General features: G+C 68.8%; 13 protein-coding genes and 1 pseudogene. 4 read left to right on the top strand and 10 right to left on the bottom strand.

Annotated elements, in window-relative coordinates:
- Positions 1-141: 141 nt before the first annotated feature.
- Together M0R80_21110 and M0R80_21105 are read left to right on the top strand one after the other, a co-directional pair.
- Complete coding sequence (locus M0R80_21110) at positions 142-2,139, top strand: glycosyltransferase (protein ID MCK9462133.1); 1,998 nt, start codon at positions 142-144, stop codon at positions 2,137-2,139.
- Between the two features lie 14 nt (positions 2,140-2,153).
- Positions 2,154-2,813 carry a hypothetical protein gene (locus tag M0R80_21105; protein MCK9462132.1) on the top strand — a complete coding sequence of 220 codons (660 nt, stop codon included), beginning with the start codon at positions 2,154-2,156 and terminating at the stop codon, positions 2,811-2,813.
- A gap of 30 nt (positions 2,814-2,843) precedes the next feature.
- Here M0R80_21105 and M0R80_21100 read toward each other — a convergent pair whose 3' ends face one another.
- Positions 2,844-5,078: a S46 family peptidase gene (locus M0R80_21100; GenBank protein MCK9462131.1), complete on the bottom strand. Its 2,235-nt coding sequence runs from the start codon at positions 5,076-5,078 to the stop codon at positions 2,844-2,846.
- A gap of 273 nt (positions 5,079-5,351) precedes the next feature.
- Between M0R80_21100 and M0R80_21095 the strand changes: the two are divergent.
- Together M0R80_21095 and M0R80_21090 are read left to right on the top strand one after the other, a co-directional pair.
- Positions 5,352-5,879: pseudogene (locus M0R80_21095) on the top strand (cell shape-determining protein MreD).
- Between the two features lie 1,819 nt (positions 5,880-7,698).
- A complete protein-coding gene (locus M0R80_21090) occupies positions 7,699-9,288 on the top strand; it encodes an NAD(P)-binding protein (GenBank protein MCK9462130.1) in 1,590 nt (529 codons plus the stop codon).
- A gap of 215 nt (positions 9,289-9,503) precedes the next feature.
- Here the strand turns inward: M0R80_21090 and M0R80_21085 are convergent, their stop codons facing one another.
- The 9 genes from M0R80_21085 to porA form a co-directional block, all read right to left on the bottom strand.
- Entirely contained in the window at positions 9,504-11,357 is a 1,854-nt protein-coding gene (locus M0R80_21085) for a sulfatase (protein ID MCK9462129.1), read from the bottom strand.
- A gap of 152 nt (positions 11,358-11,509) precedes the next feature.
- A complete protein-coding gene (locus tag M0R80_21080) occupies positions 11,510-12,400 on the bottom strand; it encodes a nitroreductase family protein (protein MCK9462128.1) in 891 nt (296 codons plus the stop codon).
- Positions 12,401-12,505: 105 nt separating this feature from the next.
- Positions 12,506-12,943, bottom strand: coding sequence for a hypothetical protein (locus M0R80_21075; protein ID MCK9462127.1), 438 nt, complete (start codon positions 12,941-12,943; stop codon positions 12,506-12,508).
- Positions 12,943-13,344, bottom strand: a complete 402-nt coding sequence (locus M0R80_21070) for a 4Fe-4S dicluster domain-containing protein (protein ID MCK9462126.1) — start codon at positions 13,342-13,344, stop codon at positions 12,943-12,945. Before M0R80_21070 ends, M0R80_21075 begins: the two co-directional genes overlap by 1 nt.
- Before the next feature lie 18 nt (positions 13,345-13,362).
- Positions 13,363-14,130 (bottom strand): 2Fe-2S iron-sulfur cluster-binding protein, encoded by a 768-nt coding sequence (locus tag M0R80_21065; protein ID MCK9462125.1) that lies wholly within the window; start codon positions 14,128-14,130, stop codon positions 13,363-13,365.
- Positions 14,131-14,142: 12 nt separating this feature from the next.
- Positions 14,143-15,990, bottom strand: coding sequence for an SLBB domain-containing protein (locus M0R80_21060; GenBank protein MCK9462124.1), 1,848 nt, complete (start codon positions 15,988-15,990; stop codon positions 14,143-14,145).
- Complete coding sequence (locus tag M0R80_21055) at positions 15,990-16,460, bottom strand: NAD(P)H-dependent oxidoreductase subunit E (GenBank protein MCK9462123.1); 471 nt, start codon at positions 16,458-16,460, stop codon at positions 15,990-15,992. Before M0R80_21055 ends, M0R80_21060 begins: the two co-directional genes overlap by 1 nt.
- The gene (locus M0R80_21050; protein ID MCK9462122.1) at positions 16,460-17,401 is read right to left on the bottom strand and encodes a thiamine pyrophosphate-dependent enzyme; all 942 of its coding nucleotides are present in this window, start codon (positions 17,399-17,401) and stop codon (positions 16,460-16,462) included. Before M0R80_21050 ends, M0R80_21055 begins: the two co-directional genes overlap by 1 nt.
- On the bottom strand, positions 17,388-17,694 hold a 307-nt coding region (porA, locus tag M0R80_21045), incomplete at its 5' end, for a pyruvate ferredoxin oxidoreductase (GenBank protein ID MCK9462121.1). The genes porA and M0R80_21050, both read right to left, overlap by 14 nt.

Here is a 17,694-nt window from a genome sequence, read left to right as displayed (position 1 = left end):
CGGCGGGGACAATCAGGACCATTGGGACCCCGCAATCCCACCCGTCCCGCAAGTCCCCGGTGTCCCACTCTGCCTTCGTCCCACTTGCCCCTCTCCCACTCGCTACAGCTCCGCTCGATTCTCTGCTATGACTCAGGGACGATGGCATCGCGAAACAAGAAGGACAACAGCCAGGACACGAAGGTCGTGCACGTCCCGCCGGCGCCCAGGCGCGAGCACAAGCCAGAGCCGGCGCCCGTTCGCGAGCCGGAGCCCGAGCCCCCCCCGGAGCGGCGCTCCGAGCCGCCGGCCCCGCTCGACATCTCGACCGACGACCGGCTGCTCGTCGAGGTCGGCTGGGAGGTGTGCAACCAGGTCGGCGGGATCTACACCGTGCTGCGCACGAAGTCGCAGGTCACCACCCGCCGCTACGGCGACCGCTACTGCCTCGTCGGCCCGTACAACGAGTCCGCCGCGGACACCGAGTTCGAGCCGCTGCCGCTCGCCGGCACGTTCGGGCGCGCGGTGGAGCTTCTGCGCGAGCGCGGCGTCGTCGCGCACTTCGGCCGCTGGCTCGTGTCCGGCAAGCCGCAGGTGATCCTGATCGACTTCGCCAAGCACTTCGACAAGCTCAACCAGTACAAGTACTTCCTCTGGAAGGACCACGGCATCGAGACGACCGACGATCGCGAGGTGGCCGACGTCGTCCTGTTCGGCTACCTCGTCGCCGAGCTGTTCGAGGTGCTCGACGGCCTCGTGGCCGCGGTCGCCACGCGCACCCGCACGATCGTCCCGGAGCTCGAGGGGATCGTGCCGCCCGTCATCGGGCAGTTCCACGAGTGGATGGGCGCGGCGGCGATCCCGGAGATCCGGCGCCGTGGCCTCCAGGTCGCGTCCATCTTCACCACGCACGCGACGCTGCTCGGGCGCTACCTCGCGAGCGACGACCACAACTTCTACAACTTCCTGCCGCAGATCGATCCGGGCGGCTCGGCGTACGCGCGCGGCATCCACCCGCGCTACGCCATCGAGCGCTCGGCGGCGGCGAGCGCCACGGCGTTCACCACGGTGAGCGAGATCACGGGCTACGAGGCGCAGCACTTCCTCGGCCGCGCGCCGGACGTGCTCCTGCCGAACGGGCTCAACATCCACAGGTTCACCGCCCTCCACGAGTTCCAGAACCGGCACGCGGTGAGCAAGCAGAAGATCCACGACTTCGTCGTCGGCCACTTCTTCCCGAGCTACGCGTTCGACCTCGACCGAACGCTGTACGTCGTGACCTCCGGGCGGTACGAGTACACCAACAAGGGGCTCGACCTCTTCATCGAGGCGCTCGCGCGGCTCAACTGGCGGCTCAAGTCCACGCGCCAGCGCTCCACGATCGTCGCGTTCATCATCACCCGCGCCCCGAACCGCGGCATGAACGTCGACGTGCTGAAGAGCCAGGTGCTCTTCGGCGAGCTCGAGACCACGGTGCGCGCGATCGCCGAGCAGATGCGGCAGAGGCTGCTCGAGAGCGTCGCGATGGGCCGCCAGCCGCAGTTCGAGGACCTCCTCGACGAGTACTCGCAGGTCCGCCTCAAGCGGATGACCCACGCGTGGCGGCGCCGCCACCTCCCGTCGATCGTCACGCACGACATGACGTACGACGCCGAGGACGCGGTGCTGGGCAAGCTGCGCGCGTGCAACCTGATCAACCTGCCCGACGATCCGGTGAAGGTGGTCTTCCACCCGGAGTTCATGTCGTCCACCTCGCCGCTCATCGGGCTCGACTACGACGAGTTCGTGCGCGGCTGCCACCTCGGCGTGTTCCCGAGCTACTACGAGCCGTGGGGCTACACGCCGATGGAGTGCGCGGCGCTCGGCGTGCCCGCGATCACCTCGGATCTCGCCGGGTTCGGCGGGTACGTGGAGCGCACGGTCCCGGACCACGACGCGAAGGGGATGTTCGTGCTCGAGCGGCGGTACAAGAGCTTCGACGAGAGCGCGGATCAGCTCGCCACGCTGATGCAGCAGGTCCTCCTGGCCGAGCGGCGCGATCGGATCGACCTGCGCAACCGGGTCGAGGCGCTCTCGGTGCAGTTCGACTGGAACGAGCTCGCGCGCAACTACTGGGCGGCCCACGAGCTCGCCGTGTCGCGCTGGCTGCGGGCGGAGTGAGCGGGATCGGGGGGATGGACGGAATGGACGGAGTGGACGGCGCGGGGAGGCTGGGAACCTGGGCGGCTGTTGCGGGGTTCCTCGCAGCGGCGGCCGGGTGCTACGAGGTCGCCTCCTCGTCGGACGCCGGCGCGCCGGACGCCGACTCGGACACGGACACGGACTCGGACGCGGACAGCGACACGGATCAGGTCCAGCTGTCGCCGGGGTTCGAGGACAACCTCACGTCGTGGGGCGGCTGCGGCGACGTGTTCCTCTACGGCTGGGGCGAGCACGGGGACGGGCAGGTCGAGCTGGTGTTCGAGATCCAGGGGAAAGTGCTCTCGCTGTACGAGGCCGGGGGAGGCGGCGTCGGCCTGGGTTTTGCGCTCGCGAGCTCAAGCGGCGGCGCAACCCTCGTCGTCCGCCTCGGGCTGCACCTGCCGGACGACGACTGCACGGACATCGCGGCGGACGACACCGTGATCTGGCGCAGCTACGCGCCGGTCGGGGGCATCGCCTTCCTCGATCTCGTGACGACCGCCGACGAGTGGAGCGAGTGGAACCTGCCGGCGCTGGCGACGCTCGAGCTGGTCGGTGTCGCCCTCGCTCCGGTCGAGGACGACGCGGGCGACCCGGTCACCCTCCCCTACCTCTTCGTCGAGAACATCTCCGTCGGCTGGTTCCCCGGGTGAGACGACGGGCGGGCGAACAGCCGTTCGCCCCTACGGATTCAAACCGAGCTCGGCGAGCAGCTCTTTGGCGCCGTGGACCTTGTCGGCGAGGAACAGGGCGAAGCGGATGTCGAGCAGGATCGAGCGCTGCTTGTCCGCGAGGAACTGCCAGTCCGAGAGCTGCGACTCGGGCGTGCCGTCGAAGAGGAGCCCGACGAGCCGCCCCTTCCCGTCCACGACCGCCGAGCCCGAGTTGCCGCCGGTCGTGTCGAGCGTCGAGGTCAGGTTCACGGGCACGTCGCCTATCTCCGCGTCGACGAAGCGGCCTTTGTCGCCCGCGGCCGCGGCCTTGAGCTTCTCGGGGGCCCGGAACGGATCCTCGCCCGTCACCTTGGCGAGCAGCCCCGCGAGATCCGTCACGTAGCGGTGCGTCTTGCCGTCCTCGCTCGAGGTGTAGTCGTCGATCGCGCCGTAGCTCAGGCGGAGCTGGAAGTTGGCGTCCGGGTAGGCGGCGCCGATCGCGGCCGCGTACTCCGGCCGGAGCTCGCTGTCGAACGTCTCCTCGATCCCGCGGTACGGCCCGTTGCGCAGCTGCAGGTACTCCTTGGCGAGCGCGCGGCCGAGCTCGAGGAGCGGGTCCCGGACGCGCCGCGCGTCCTTCGGGTCGTTGTAGAAGAGCCGCTTGCGCGCGTAGAGCGCCCGATCCAGCTCCGCCTCGTCCGCCGAGTGCGCGATGAGCAGGGTCCGCGCGTACATCAGGTCGATCGCGGTGGCCACCGGATCGTCGGACGGCTTCGCCCCCGCGAGCTTCTCGTAGTAAGCGTCGTACGGCTCGCCCGCCTTGCGCGCCTCCTTCGCGATCTTGCGCGCCTCGGCCTTGCCCCAGCGCAGGAGCTTCTCGACGGCCTTGATCCGCTGCGCGCCCTCGAGCTTCTGCGCCTCGCGGACGACGTAGTCGAGCAACGCCTTCTCGGCGACGAGGGTGATCTGCTCGTCGAGCAGATCCGATCTGCCGACGGTCTTGTACATGTTCTTGGTCTGGTAGTCCTCCTCGTTGCGGTCCCGGTCCGGCTTGCCCCGCATCTCGGACCACATGGCGACGTCGAACGCGGTGCCGACGCTGCGCGCCGCCCAGGCGAGCCGCTGCAGGTAGAGGAACTTCGGGAAGACGCGCTCCCACCTGGCGTAGACGGCGTCGATCCGCCGCACGAGGCCCGGCGCCGCGGCCTTGTCGCGCTCCTCGAACTTCGCCACCACGCCCCACTTCTCGAAGCTTGCCGCCACGTCGGCCATGTACTTGCTCGCGTTGTTGAGCCCCGCGTCGAGCCCCTGGTAGCGCCGCCTCGTCAGCTCGTCCGCCGCGCTCACCTTCTGCAGGACCGCGAGCATCCCGTCGTAGATCGCGCGCCGGGCCGGCATGTCGACCGCCGCGGCGAACCGCGTGGCCGCGGCCGGGAAGTGCCGCTTGGTCCGCGCCGGGAAGCCGAGCACGGCGACGCCGTCGCCCTTCTTCACGCCGTCGGGGGAGACGCGGAGGAACGCCGCCGGCTCGTACGGCACGTTCGCGTCCGCGTAGGCGGAGCCCGCGCCGTCGGGGCCGACGTAGGCGCGCAGGAAGGTGAAGTCCGCGGTGTGCCGCGGGAAGCGCCAGTTGTCGACGTCGCCGCCGAACTTGCCCAGATCCTGCTCCGGCGCGTAGACGAGCCGGACGTCGCGGATCAGCTTGTAGACCATCATGTGGTAGGACCGGCCGCCGTCGAGCGCGTCCGCGTCGCAGTACGCGCCGCCCTTCTGGCACTCGGCCTCGAGCTCCTCGAGCGCGAGCCGGATCGCCTCGAACCGCTTGTGCCCCCTCATGCCGGGCCGGACCGCCGCGCGGACCCGATCCGTCACGTCGCGCACGTCCTCGACGACCATGAGGTCGTAGTTCGGGCACGGGAGCTCCTCCGCGCGCGCCGCGGCGAGGTGCCCCTTGTCCATGACGCCCTTGTGCGCCTTCGTGCCGTCGAGCGCGGCGAGGCACCTGTAGGCCACGTGGTGGTTCGTCACGAGCAGCCCGTCCGCGGAGACGAACGATCCGGAGCCGCCCGAGGCGACGAGCGCGACGGCCCGCCGCATCTCGAGCAGCTTGTCGGCGCCGATCTCGATCCCGCCGCGCTTCATCCCCTCGAGAGGAAGCGCCGCGGCGGACTCCATGGTGAACATCCCCTCCTCGGCCGAGGCGTTCCCTGCTGCCGAGAGCACAAGCGCCGCGATCAGCGCCGCGGCCAACGTCTCCGTACGCATCGTCATCCCTCCAGTGGGTGCGGTTCGCTCCCGACGACGCTGTCACACGGACGCCTTTCCGGTCAACAGGGGAAGCGCACAGGGGAAGCGCCGGGAAGCGCCGGGCGTTGCGCGCCGCCCGCGCGGCCTGTAGACTGTTTACGATTATCCAAGGAGGTCATGATGACGCTTTTCGAGATCGCCGGACGTGGTCTGGTCCTCGGCGTATGCTGCGCAGCGGTGATCGCCCTCGCGTCCTGCAGCGACTCGGGCAACGGGGGCGTGGGCACTGTCGACTCGGACTCCGATTCCGATTCGGACACGGACAGCGATTCGGACATGGACACCGACGTCGATTCCGATTCGGATTCGGATTCCGACATCGATACGGATTCCGATTCCGACACCGATTCCGACTCGGATTCCGACTCGGACTCCGACACCGATACGGACACCGACACGGACGCCGACACGGACACGGACGCCGACACGGACACCGACGCCGACACGGACACCGATTCCGACACCGACACCGATTCGGACACCGACACCGATTCGGACACCGACACGGACACGGATTCCGACGTCGACACCGATCTCCTGGACAGTGACGGCGACACGATCACCGACATCGACGAGGGATCGGCCGGCGACATCGACACGGACGAGGACGGCACGCCGGACCACCTCGACACGGACTCCGACGACGACGGCATCCCGGACGCGGTCGAGGCGGGCGACGACGACCCCTCGACCCACCCGGTCGACAGCGACGACGACGGCGACCCGGACTTCATGGACACGGACTCCGACGACGACACGATCCCCGACGAGACGGAGGCCGGCGCCACGCCGGACGTGCCCGCGAACTCCGATGGCGATTCGCTGCCGGACTACCTCGATCTCGACTCGGACGCGGACGGCGCCTACGACGAGACCGAGTGGTACTTCGGCACGGATCCGACGGACCCGGACTCCGACGACGATTCAATCCTCGACGGCACCGACGGCTACTGGGACGAAGACGACGACGACGACATCAACGCGCTCGACACCGACAGCGACGGCGACGGCATCTCCGACGCCGACGAGGCCGGCGACTCGGCGCTCGACACGCTCCCGGTCGACACCGACATCGACGGCCGGCCCGACTACGTGGACCTCGATTCCGACTGGGACGGCCTGCCCGACGCGCTCGAGGTCTACTGCGCCTCGCTCGGCCGCTACGCGCGCCTCTACCAGGACACGGATGAGGACGGGTACATGGATCTCGCCGAGTCGATGCTCGGCTCGGATCCCTGCCTCGCGTCGAGCGGGCTCGACGACGTGGGCGTGGATTTCTATTTCATCCTTCCTTACGAGGACCCGGAGCAGAGCGACATCCTCAGGTTCGTGCCGACCGTCAAGCAGGCGGACATCTTCTTCAACGTCGACACGACGGGGTCCATGGGCGAGGAGATCGCCAACCTCAAGGCCGGGCTCGCGACGATCATCTCGACGACCGCGGCCCGCGTGAGCGACGCCGGGTTCGGCGTGGCCTCGTGGGAGGACTTCCCGGTGTCGCCCTACGGGTGGACGGGCGACGCGCCGTTCACGCTGCTCTCCGGCATCACGACGAGCACGTCGGTCGCGACGACCGCGGTGAACAGCCTCGCGCTCGGCGACGGCTACGACTTCCCGGAGGCCGGCTACGAGTCGCTCTACCAGGTCGCCAACGGGAGCGGCGTCTCCGGCACGGGCGGGACGTTCGGACCGTTCACGACCGCCGGCCGCATCGGCGGGGCGCAGTTCAGGCCCGGCTCCCTCCCGATCGCCTTCCACGTCACGGACGCGCTCTCGCACGACGCGACCTGCCCGACCACCGTCGGGCCGTACGGCGGCTGGACCGCGGACTACCCGGTCGCCTACAACGACCACGCGCGGTACACGGCGATCGGCGCGCTGCAAGCGGTCGGCGCGCGCGTCGTCACCGCCCAGAGCTGGTACGGCACCGGCTACGACACGGCGATCAACACGGCGATCACAGCGCAGACGCAGGAGATCTCCCAGCAGACGGACGCGGTCGTGCCGGTCTGCGCGTTCAAGACGGGCGCTTCCACGTGGCGCTGCGGCGTGAACACCTGCTGCAGCGGCACCATCGCCTCCGGCTCGGACTGCGTCCTCCGCTACACCATCGGCATGGACGGCACCGGGCTCACCGACGCCGTGACGGACGGGATCTCCGCGCTCGTCAAGTACGCCAAGTTCGACGTCTACAACCAGACGCGGGACGACGGCGACGGCGCCACCCCGGACACCTCGCTGTTCCTCAACAGGGTGGTCGCGAACTCTCCCGACGACACGTTCCGGCCGCCCGCGGAGCCGGAGTACAGCTGCTGGCCGTACCCCACGCCGGGGTCGTTCCTCGGCGCGACGTACAACAACGGCTTCTACGGTTTCTCCACGGGCACGAGCCTCACCACGGTCGAGGGTGCGAAGCTGTTCTTCACCGTCTTCGCCCAGAACACCACCGTGCCGGAGACGCCGACGCCGCAGCTCTTTCAGGCGTACATCGACATCGTCGACGACACGACCGACGCCGTGCTCGACACCCAGACCGTCGTGATCATCGTCCCGGCCGCGGTCCAGTAGGCCCCCCTTCATGATCCTGCGTCTCCACGGCGTCACGGTGCCCCACGACGCAGAGCTCCCCTCCGCCGTCGAGCGGGCGGTGCGCGCGCGCCTGGGCGCTTCGGCGCGGCGGCTGAGGGGCCTCCGGATCGCCCGGAGATCCGTCGACGCGCGTCAGAGGGACGTGAAGCTCGTGTTCGCGGTGGATGTCGATCTGGAGGGCGACTCGAACCCGAAGATCGAGGACGCCGCCGCGCCCCCTCAGCGCGTCCCCCTCTCCGTCCGCCCGGGCACCGCCGCGCTGGGCGCCCCGCCGGTCGTCGTCGGCGCCGGTCCGTCCGGGCTCTTCGCGGCGCTCCTGCTCGCGGAGCACGGGTTTCGCCCGCTCCTCATCGATAGGGGCGGCGACGTCTCCGAAAGGAGGACGGCGCTGCGCGCTTTCGGGGAGTCGCGGCGGCCGGATCCGGAGTGCAACGCCCTCTTCGGCCTGGGCGGCGCCGGCGCGTTCTCGGACGGCAAGCTGACCACCTCGACCGGCCACGCCTGGATCCGCGAGATCCTCGGCGTCCTCGCGGAGTGCGGCGCGCCGCAGGAGATCCTCACGGACGCGAGGCCGCACGTCGGGACGGATCTGCTGCCCGGCGTCGTGTCGCGCCTCGTGGCACGCATCGTCGCCGCCGGCGGCGCGGTGCGGACGCGGCTGCGGGCGGACGGTTTCGCCGTTTCCGACGGACGCCTGGCCGGTCTCCTGACGAAGGAGGGGCGCATCGACGCCGAGGTCGCCGTGCTCGCGATCGGCCACTCGGCGCGGGACACGTGGGCCGCGCTCGCGAAGTGCGGCGTCCGCCTCGAGCCGAAGCCGTTCCAGCTCGGGGTCCGCGCCGAGCACCCGCAGGCCTGGGTCGACGCGCGACAACTCGGGACCGCGGCCGGCCATCCCGCGCTCGGTGCCGCCGAGTACAAGCTCGCCGCGCGCCCGGACGGAATCCCCGTGTTCTCGTTCTGCATGTGCCCGGGCGGCGAGACGATGCCGACGATCAACGAGCCCGACCACCTGTGCCTCAACGGCATGTCCGAGAACGCACGCGGCTCGCCCTTTGCGTCGAGCGGGCTCGTCGTCACGCTCCGCCCCGAGCTCTACGGCGGCCGCGATCTCGAGAGCTGCCTCGCCTTCGTCCGCGGGGTCGAGGCGCGTTGCTTCGCTGCCGGGGGCTCCGACTACTCGGCCCCGGGACAGCGGCTCGCCTCGTTCGCGCGGGGCGACGCGAAGCGGCCCGGCCCCCTCCCGGCGACGAGCTACAGCCTCGGCGCGACCCCGGCCCTCCTCGACACCGTGCTGCCGGGGTTGGTGGTCGAGCCGTTGCGGCGCGCGATGCCCCTCTTCGAGCGCTCGATGCCCGGATACGTGCACCCGGACGCCGTGCTCCTGGCGCCGGAATCCCGCGCCTCCTCGCCCGTCCGCATCGCCCGTGACCCGCGGACGCGGGAGAGCGGCTCGCTGCCCGGCCTGTTTCCGGTCGGCGAAGGGGCGGGCTACGCCGGAGGGATCATGAGCGCCGCGCTCGACGGGCTGCGCTCCGCAGCGGCGATCATCGAGCGGTTCGCCCCGCCTCGAAGCTGATCTCGGAGCCCTCGCGGGGTATCGCAGCGGATACGAAACCGGGCGCCACGACGCTGCCAACTGAACAAATGGGGTGCTTTTCTCATTGTCAATTACATTCAATAGATTTGGCTTGCCATACCTGAACAACAATTGTTTCCGCTATGTTATGATGTCTTTGTTCATGTTGTACGTCGTTTAGGTATCTCGCGTTGAACCTTCTCGTTCGCCCATTGTCAGTCCAGGCTCTTCGATATCGCGATCTCCCAGTCGACGATCTTCTTTGCCAACGCTCGGAGCTCGTCCAACTCGCCGGGAAGACGGTCGGAGACATCAACGATCTCCCCGGGATCGTTTTCCGTCTGGTACAGCTCCTCTGAACCGTCCGCGATCTTGTCGTGGTACACGTACGGAGGATATCGGATGCTCCTCCACGTGATGTCTCCGTCGATCTGGCGCTCCTGGACCGCCCACTCGACGTTCAGACCCGGAACCAGCCTGTCGCACTCGTGCTTCCCGAAGATCGTACGCGCCCCGAGCGCCTGCATCGTCAGGCTCGGAAGCGCCGTCAGGGTGATCGGGCCCGCCACCCTCCTCGGGCTCTCGCCCGGGACATGCGCGATGAGCGGAACCGCGGTCTGCTCCCCGTACAGCGCCTGGGCGTGCGCCCACATCCCGTGCTCGCCCAGCGCCTCGCCATGGTCCGAGAAAAAGAAGAGGACCGTGCTGTCCCACAATCCCGCGTCCTTCAGAAAGGCGACGAGCCGTCCGAGCTGGAGATCGACGCTTCGCACCGCGGTCCTGCACTTCGGGCTCGCGGCGCCGCCGCGGAACGGGCCGTGGGTCGCGAGGAGGTGTACGTACTCGAATACCGGCTGCTTCGCCTTTCGCATCCTTTCGATCAGCCGATCGACGCTCAGCTCGTCCACCTTCGTCCAGGGCCTCATCTTCTTGTAGATCTCGCGCATGCCGAGCGAGCGCATGGAGACGCCCTCCAACACGGGATAGGAGAAGAACTGCGCGTTCTTGGCCCGCATGTTGGTGGTGCTCCGGTAACCGTGTCTCCCGAGCAATCGGGGAAGGAAGACCGGCACCTTGGCGGCGTGGGCGAGGGTGTTGGGCATCAACCCCGTCAAAATGCTCGGCATCGAATCGCCGGTTCCCGGAGCGGGGCTGAACGCGTTCTCGTAGACGGTGGAGCTTCGGGCCAGCTCGTCGATGTTCGGCGTCGAGGCGCGCTCGGCTCCGAGGCATCCGACGTAGTCCCGGCGCATCGCGTCGGCGACCAACCAGATGACGTTGTGCCGCTTCGTGGGAGCCATGCTCGCGGGCAGCCCGTTCGGATCGACGAAGCCTATCGCGTGGTCCTCGGGGGAGAGTCGGCGCCGTACCTTCGTCCACTCCTTCCCGGCGGACCTCTCCAGATCGCAGAGCATCGACAGCTGCGGGCAATGCCAGTTGAGGAGGCCCCGGATGCGCGCGGTCCGAGCGCCATCGACGATCCCGATCCCTCCGGCCATGGCGGCCAGCAGGAGCAGCACCCCCAGCGGCGAGATGACGAAGAGCTCGATCTTTAGGGATACGCCTCCCCCCAGGAGCAGCACGCTCTTCGCCAGCAGAAAAAGGATCAGTTGCACCCACAGCAGCGCGTTGATGGCGGCGAAAGGATAGAGGGAGATCCATTCGGAGTGGATGAGCCTGTGAAAGAGCATCACGGCAGCGGCGCCGAGGCAGGCGAGCGCCGCCGCGGAGATCGCCGGGATGCTAAAGGGATGATTGATCCTCAGCGACTCGATCTTGCGCCGCAAAGGCCCAAGGAACGCAGCGAAGAAGGCGAACGGAACGACGACGGAGCCGGCGACGAGGAACCATCTCCACTCGGCGAGCACCTCGTTGTCTCCTGCGAGGATCGGGAACAGGAAGACCGCCTGCAAAAGCGTGGCGAAGGCCGCGGCGAGCCACGTCCGGTCGCGGCGCGCCATCTCGGCGATCACCAGGATGATCGAGGCGCCGAGGAGGGCCAACCACGCGAAGTTGGCGGAGAGGAAGACGTACATCGACGAGTACTCGTCCTCTCGGATCGAGATCATGGGATGGGAGTTGGTCGGTATCCCATCCGTAATACCCTTCGACATGGAAGCGAGCACGAGAAAGCCGGCGAGCGTGAGCAGGCTCCAGTCTGTGAACCTGGGCCTCGCCTCTCGGAGGACGCGGCCCCCGCTCCTCGATGCGCTCTGTCGCCTCAGAACCAGAGCACCCTCCGAGCCTGACGCGGCGGGATGCGGTAGAAGCGGCCGGCCGGGCGGCCGATCACGAGCACGGCGCCGGGGGTGTACTCCGGGGAGATGCCGACCTTCTGCCGCGTCTCCTTGTCGCGGATGAGCGCGGTGAGCGCGTACCCGTTGAAACACGCCCCGAGCCCCCGCGACTCGGCCGCGAGCAGGATCTGCATCGCCGCGAGCCCGCAGCTCGCCGCCGAGAGGTGCGGCATGCCGGACGCGAACGCGATCGCCACGGCCGGCGCGTCGTAGAACAGCCGGTCCTCGCCCGCGAGGGTCGCCCGGAACATCTCCGCGATGGCCGGCATGCGCGCGCGGTAGGCGCCGACGAGCTTGCGGCCGACCGCCACCTGGATGCCGAGCCGCACGAACGGGTTCTCGAGCTGCCGCTGGAGCTTGAGGTAGTACTCCGCGGTCCACGCGGCGAGCGTCCGGACCTTGGCGGCGCCGGAGAAGACGATGAAGCGCACGTTCTGCGAGTTCGTCGACGTCGGGGCGTAGCGCGCGGCGTCCAGCAGCCCCTCGATCTCCTCTGTCGCGAGCGGCTCCGGCGCGAACCGCCGCACGGTCCGCCGCTCGCGCAACCATCGGTCAATCGACTCGGCCGGCGGCGCGGGCTCGGCCGAGAGCGGCGCGAACTGCTCGGGCGGCAGCTCCGAGTGGCGGAACGCCGCGTTCGGGCACGCGGCGACGCAGTGCCCGCAGCCGATGCACCGGCCTGCGGCGACGATCTCGATCGCGCCTTCGCTCCAGCGGAACACCCGCGACGGGCACACGGCCTCGCACGCGCCGCAGCGGGTGCAGAGCGCCTTGTCGGCCGAGAGTTCGATCTTGTCTTTGACGGAAAAAACCATTTCAGAATATCCATCAGAAGTTCCTGCAGCCGCCGGCCGCGCAGCGGGTTTGCCTCGCGAAAGCTTGGAGCGAGGCTGCCCGCGTCGCAGGCCGAAGCGGCACTCCTACATCTGGAACTTCGTCTCGCCCACGTACATGCGCTCGAGCTGGGCGTCGAGGTCGATGATCTTGAGCGAGTGGTTGTGGCAGCCCACCTTGGGGCACGCCTCGACCTGGCCGCCGTCCGGCAGGTGCACGGCGAACATCGGGATGTTGCACAGGCGACAGATCGTCTCGATGGTGAGCGAGGCCTCGCACTCGGGGCACGACAGCTCCACCACGTCGCCCTCCTTCAGGTCGAGATCGCACTTGTACTCGAACCGCCCGTAGAACGGGTTGAGGCAGATCTCGCCCGTGCGCCCGCGGACGCGGACCACGGCCATGACCGCCTTCTGCCCGTCGAAACGGATCGTCTCGGTCATGAGCGAATGCCCGTTCGGACACCGCCCTTCCTTGACGGCGAGGCTCGCCGTGATCTTCTTCAGCAGGGGGTTGTCTCCCATCACCTCATCTCCAATGCCCGATGCGGGCAGAACTTGGCGCACGCGGGCGCACCGCCGCACAGATCGCACTTCAGCGGCTTTCCCGAAGCGCGATCGAATTGGATGTGTCCGAACGGGCACGCGGCCTCGCAGAGCGCGCAGCCGATGCACCGCCCGGCGTCGAGCTCCACGGCCCGAGTCACCTCGTTGCGCACGAGCGCCTGGGTCGGGCAGACCTTGGCGCAGGCCGCCTCGGCGCACTGGAGGCAGTTCATCTGCACGTAGGAGGCCTCGCCTATCGGGAAGATTCGGATCCGCGACTGGCCGAGCGCGCCGTTCCGGCCCTTGACCATGGCGCACGCGAGCTCGCACGTCCGGCACCCGGTGCAGTTGCGGGGGATGATGACGTATAGGTTGTCCATGTTGCTCCCCTCCCCGTCCTATGCGCCCACCGCCGCGAAGCGGCCGGACAGCGCCTTGCGTTTGCAGGCCGGGCACGTCTTGAAGTACTCGGCCGGCAGGGGGCCGTCGGCCACGGCGCGATCCCTGTGGGCCTCGGTCATGAAGGGGGCGCCGCAGCTCTCGCACCGCACCACGCCGAACTTCCTCCCCCAGATCTCCCGCGCGTCCGCCGTGTCCTTGACCTCGATGCAGCCCGTCGGGCAGACCGACGCGCAGCTCGCGCATCCGATGCACTGGTCGGACGCCTCGTGGTACGGCGTCCCGACCCCGCGCTTCTCGCCGCGGCCGTTGAACGTCAGCGCGTTCGCCTCGACGATCTCGGAGCAGACGCGGACGCAGAGCCCGCAGAGGATGCAGTCGCGCTTCTCGCCCGCCTCGCCCTTCGGCTTCGCGGGGAAGCGCGTCGTCCTGACGCCGTACTCGGCCGCGAGCCTGCGCACCGGCTCGGCGTCGGGCGCCTCGGCGAGGATCAGCTCGAGCACCATCGCGCGGTGCCTCCGGATCTCCGGCGTGTCCGTCACCACCGAGATCCCCTCGAGCACCTCGTAGTTGCAGCACGTCGTCAGCTTCTTCCGCCCGCCCTTCGCGATCTCCACGAGGCACAGCCGGCACGCCCCGTACGGCGTCACCGCCTCGTGGTGGCACAGCGACGGGATCTCGAACCCGTAGCGCCGCGCCACGTCGAGGACGCTCGCGCCCTCGGCCGCCTCCACGCTCACGCCGTCGATCTTGAACTTCACTGTCATCGCAGCCTCCGCTCAGTAGACCCGCACGGCGTCGAACTTGCAGACGTCCCTGCAGATGCCGCACTTGATGCACTTCTTCGCGTCGATCACGTGCTTCTGTTTCTTGTCGCCCGAGATCACGCCCTCCGGGCACCGCTTCTTGCACACCATGCACCCCGTGCACGCGTCCGTGATCTCGTACGTGATCAGCGCCTTGCACACCCCCGCCGGGCACCGCTTCTCGTTCACGTGCGCCAGGTACTCGTCCCGGAAGAACTGCAGCGTCGACCGCACCGGGTTCACCGCCGTCGTCCCCAGCGCGCACAGCGACCCCTCCTTCACCGTCTCCGCCAGCTCCTCGATGAGCGCGATCGTCTCCGGCGTCCCCCGCCCCTCCGCGATCTCCGTCACCAGCTCGTGCAGCCGCCGCGTCCCCTCCCGGCACGTCGTGCACTTCCCGCACGACTCGAACTTCAGGAACCCCAGGAAGTACTTCGCGACGTCGACCATGCACGTCCTGTCGTCCATCACGATCATGCCGCCCGACCCCATCATCGAGCCCTGCTCCACCAGCGTGTCGAAGTCCACCGGGATGTCCAGCTTCTCCGCCGGCAGGCACCCCCCGGACGGCCCGCCCGTCTGCACCGCCTTGAACGCCCCGCCCTTCGGGATCCCCCCGCCGATGTCGAAGATGATCTGCCGCAGCGTCATCCCCATCGGCGCCTCCACCAGCCCCGTGTTGTTCACCTTCCCCACCAGCGAGAAGATCTTCGTCCCCGGCGACCCCTTCGTCCCGATGCTCGTGTACCAGTCCGCACCCTTCTCGATCACCAAAGGGATGTTCGCCCACGTCTCCACGTTGTTCAGGTTCGTCGGCTTCCCCCACAGCCCCGCCACCACCGTGTGGATGTGCTTCGCCCGCGGCTCCCCCACCTTCCCCTCGATCGACGTCATCAGCGCCGTCGACTCCCCGCACACGAACGCCCCGCCCCCGCGGTTGATCTTGATGTCGAACGAGAACCCCGTCCCCAGGATGTCCTTCCCCAGGAAACCCTTCTCTCGCGCCTGCTCGAGCGCGATCGTCAGCCGCTCCACCGCCAGCGGGTACTCGTGCCGCACGTACACGTACCCCTCGTCGGAGCCCACCGTGTACGCCCCGATGATCATCCCCTCGATCACCGCGTGCGGGTTCCCCTCCAGCACCGACCGGTCCATGAACGCCCCCGGATCCCCCTCGTCCGCGTTGCAGATCACGTACCGCTTGTCCGCCGGCGCGTTCCGGCACGTCTCCCACTTCCGCCCCGCCGGGAAGCCCCCGCCCCCGCGCCCGCGCACGTTCGCCCGCTTCACCTCGTCCAGCACCCGCTCCGGGCCCATCGAAAGCGCCTTCGAAAGCGCCCCGTACCCGCCCAGCGCGACGTAGTCGTCTATCTTCGTCGGGTCGATCGCCCCGTTCTTCCCCAGGATCAGCCGGTTCTGGTGCTTGTAGAACGGGATCTCGTGCTCCTTGACGTGCTTCTCCCCGGTCACCGGGTCGTCGTACACGTGCTTCTCCAGCACCTCCCCCTTCGCCACCGTCTTCGACACGATCTCCGCGACGTCCTCCGGCTTCACCCGCTGGTACAGCGTCTCCTCCGGGTGCATCAGCACCAGCGTCCCCCGCTCGCAGAACCCGTGGCACCCCGTCGGCCGCAGCTCCACCTGCTCGCCCAGCCCCTGCTTCTCGAGCTCCTCCGCGAACGCCGCCGCCACCTTCCGCGCCCCCGACGCGTTGCACCCCGTCCCGCAGCACACCGCGACCACCTTCTTCGAGTCGCTCCGCTTCTTCGCGAGCCCCTCGCGGTAGGATTGGAGCTCCTTAGGGCTGCCGATCTTCCCCATCACTTGCCTCCCTCGTCTTTCACGAGCTTCTCGACGATCTTCGTCAGCTGCCCCGACGTCATCGCGCCGTGGTACTCGCCGTCCAGGATCACGAGCGGCCCCAGCGCGCACGCCCCGACGCAGTTCACCTCCTCCGTCGTGAACAGCATGTCCGCCGTCGTCCCGCCGGACTTCACCTTCAGGTCCCGCTCCAGCTGCTCCACCAGCCGCGCCGCCCCCCGCACGTGGCACGCCGTCCCCATGCACACCGTGCAGATGTGCTTCCCGCGCGGCTCGAGGTGGAACGACCCGAAGAACGTCGCCATCCCGTAGATCCGCGCCACGGGCACCGACAACCGCTTCGCCACGTGCTCCACCACCTCCCGCGGCAGGTAGTGCGCCTCGTCCTGCACGTCCTGCATGATCGCCAGCAGCGACGACGCCTCCGACCCGTACCTCTCCACGATGGCATCCACTTGCTTCAGCTCCATCAGAAGCCCTCCTCGCGCGTCATGCGGACCTTGGCCTCGAGGTGCCGGTACTCCTTGTGGATCCGCGCCTCGGCCGCGGCGATCAAGTCGTCGGTCATGTGACGGAACCGGCCCTGCGGCTTGAGGTAGTCGCGAATGGGGCGGAGCTCCTTCGTCGGCACCGTGATGTCGTACTTCCCGTCGACGACCTCGTAGAGCGGGAACACCCCGGTCTCCACGGCGAGCCTTCCTGCCTGGATGGCGAGCTCGGGCCGCATGCGCCAGCCGGTCGGGCAGCAGGAGTAGGCGTGGAGGTACGCCGGCCCGTTCGCCGCGGCGGCCTTGCGCACCTTGGTGAACAGGTCGAACGGGTAGCTCGGGTTGATCGTCGCGACGTACGGGATGTTGTGGGCCGCCATGATCTCCGGCACGTTCTTCTTCCACGTGTGCTGGCCCATGCTCGCCGCGCCCGCCGGGCTCGTCGTCGTCGACGCGCCGAACGGCGTCGCGCTCGAGCGCTGGATGCCGGTGTTCATGTACGCCTCGTTGTCGTAGCAGACGTAGATCATCCGGTGGCCGCGCTCCATCGCGCCCGACAGCCACTGCAGGCCGATGTCCGCGGTCGCGCCGTCGCCGCCGTACGCGACGAAGGTGATCTTGCGCGCGGGCAGGCGCCCCTTGCGCACGAGCACCTTGTAGGCGGACTCGATCCCGGAGGCGACCGACGCGGAGTTCTCGAACGCGACGTGGATCCACGGGACCTTCCACGCGCTCTCGGGGTACGGGGAGGAGATGATCTCCATGCACCCCGTCGCGGACGCGACGATCGTGTTGCGGCCGAGCGCCTTGTGGACGAGCCGCATCGCGAGCACCTCGGCGCAGCCCTGGCACGCCCGGTGCCCCGTGCAAAGGAAGTCCTCCTTGGGCAGCAGCCGGGAGGCGTAGACGTTAAATTTTTCCATAGTGCCCTCCTCTCACCTGGATGAGCTCGAAGGGTGGCACCTTCGCACCGCCGAGCACCGCCTTACACGTCCCGTAGATCTTCTCGAAGTCCGTGAACGTGACGTCGCGGCCGCCCAACCCGACGACGGTCTCGACGATCTGCGGCGCCTTGGGCTGGCCGTACAGTATCCACTTCACCTCCTGCGCCACCGGCCCGCCCGCGCCGCCCGGCGAGAAGTGCCGATCGAGCACGGACACGACCTTGGCGCCGGCGATCGCCGCCGTGAAGTCGTCGGCCGGCCGGGGGCGCCAC

It is taken from the genome of Pseudomonadota bacterium (genome assembly GCA_023229365.1).
GTDB lineage: Bacteria > Myxococcota_A > Polyangia > JAAYKL01 > JAAYKL01 > JALNZK01.
This window is presented reverse-complemented; position numbering and strand designations above follow the sequence as displayed.

What these genes read in the sequence shown, in the direction of transcription:
- M0R80_21110 (MCK9462133.1), top strand. Translation starts at nt 142, where the DNA reads ATGGCATCGCGAAACAAGAAGGACAACAGCCAGGACACGAAGGTCGTG.
- M0R80_21105 (MCK9462132.1), top strand. Translation starts at nt 2,154, where the DNA reads ATGGACGGAATGGACGGAGTGGACGGCGCGGGGAGGCTGGGAACCTGG.
- M0R80_21100 (MCK9462131.1), bottom strand. Translation starts at nt 5,078, where the DNA reads ATGCGTACGGAGACGTTGGCCGCGGCGCTGATCGCGGCGCTTGTGCTC.
- M0R80_21090 (MCK9462130.1), top strand. Translation starts at nt 7,699, where the DNA reads ATGATCCTGCGTCTCCACGGCGTCACGGTGCCCCACGACGCAGAGCTC.
- M0R80_21085 (MCK9462129.1), bottom strand. Translation starts at nt 11,357, where the DNA reads ATGATCTCGATCCGAGAGGACGAGTACTCGTCGATGTACGTCTTCCTC.
- M0R80_21080 (MCK9462128.1), bottom strand. Translation starts at nt 12,400, where the DNA reads ATGGTTTTTTCCGTCAAAGACAAGATCGAACTCTCGGCCGACAAGGCG.
- M0R80_21075 (MCK9462127.1), bottom strand. Translation starts at nt 12,943, where the DNA reads ATGGGAGACAACCCCCTGCTGAAGAAGATCACGGCGAGCCTCGCCGTC.
- M0R80_21070 (MCK9462126.1), bottom strand. Translation starts at nt 13,344, where the DNA reads ATGGACAACCTATACGTCATCATCCCCCGCAACTGCACCGGGTGCCGG.
- M0R80_21065 (MCK9462125.1), bottom strand. Translation starts at nt 14,130, where the DNA reads ATGACAGTGAAGTTCAAGATCGACGGCGTGAGCGTGGAGGCGGCCGAG.
- M0R80_21060 (MCK9462124.1), bottom strand. Translation starts at nt 15,990, where the DNA reads ATGGGGAAGATCGGCAGCCCTAAGGAGCTCCAATCCTACCGCGAGGGG.
- M0R80_21055 (MCK9462123.1), bottom strand. Translation starts at nt 16,460, where the DNA reads ATGGAGCTGAAGCAAGTGGATGCCATCGTGGAGAGGTACGGGTCGGAG.
- M0R80_21050 (MCK9462122.1), bottom strand. Translation starts at nt 17,401, where the DNA reads ATGGAAAAATTTAACGTCTACGCCTCCCGGCTGCTGCCCAAGGAGGAC.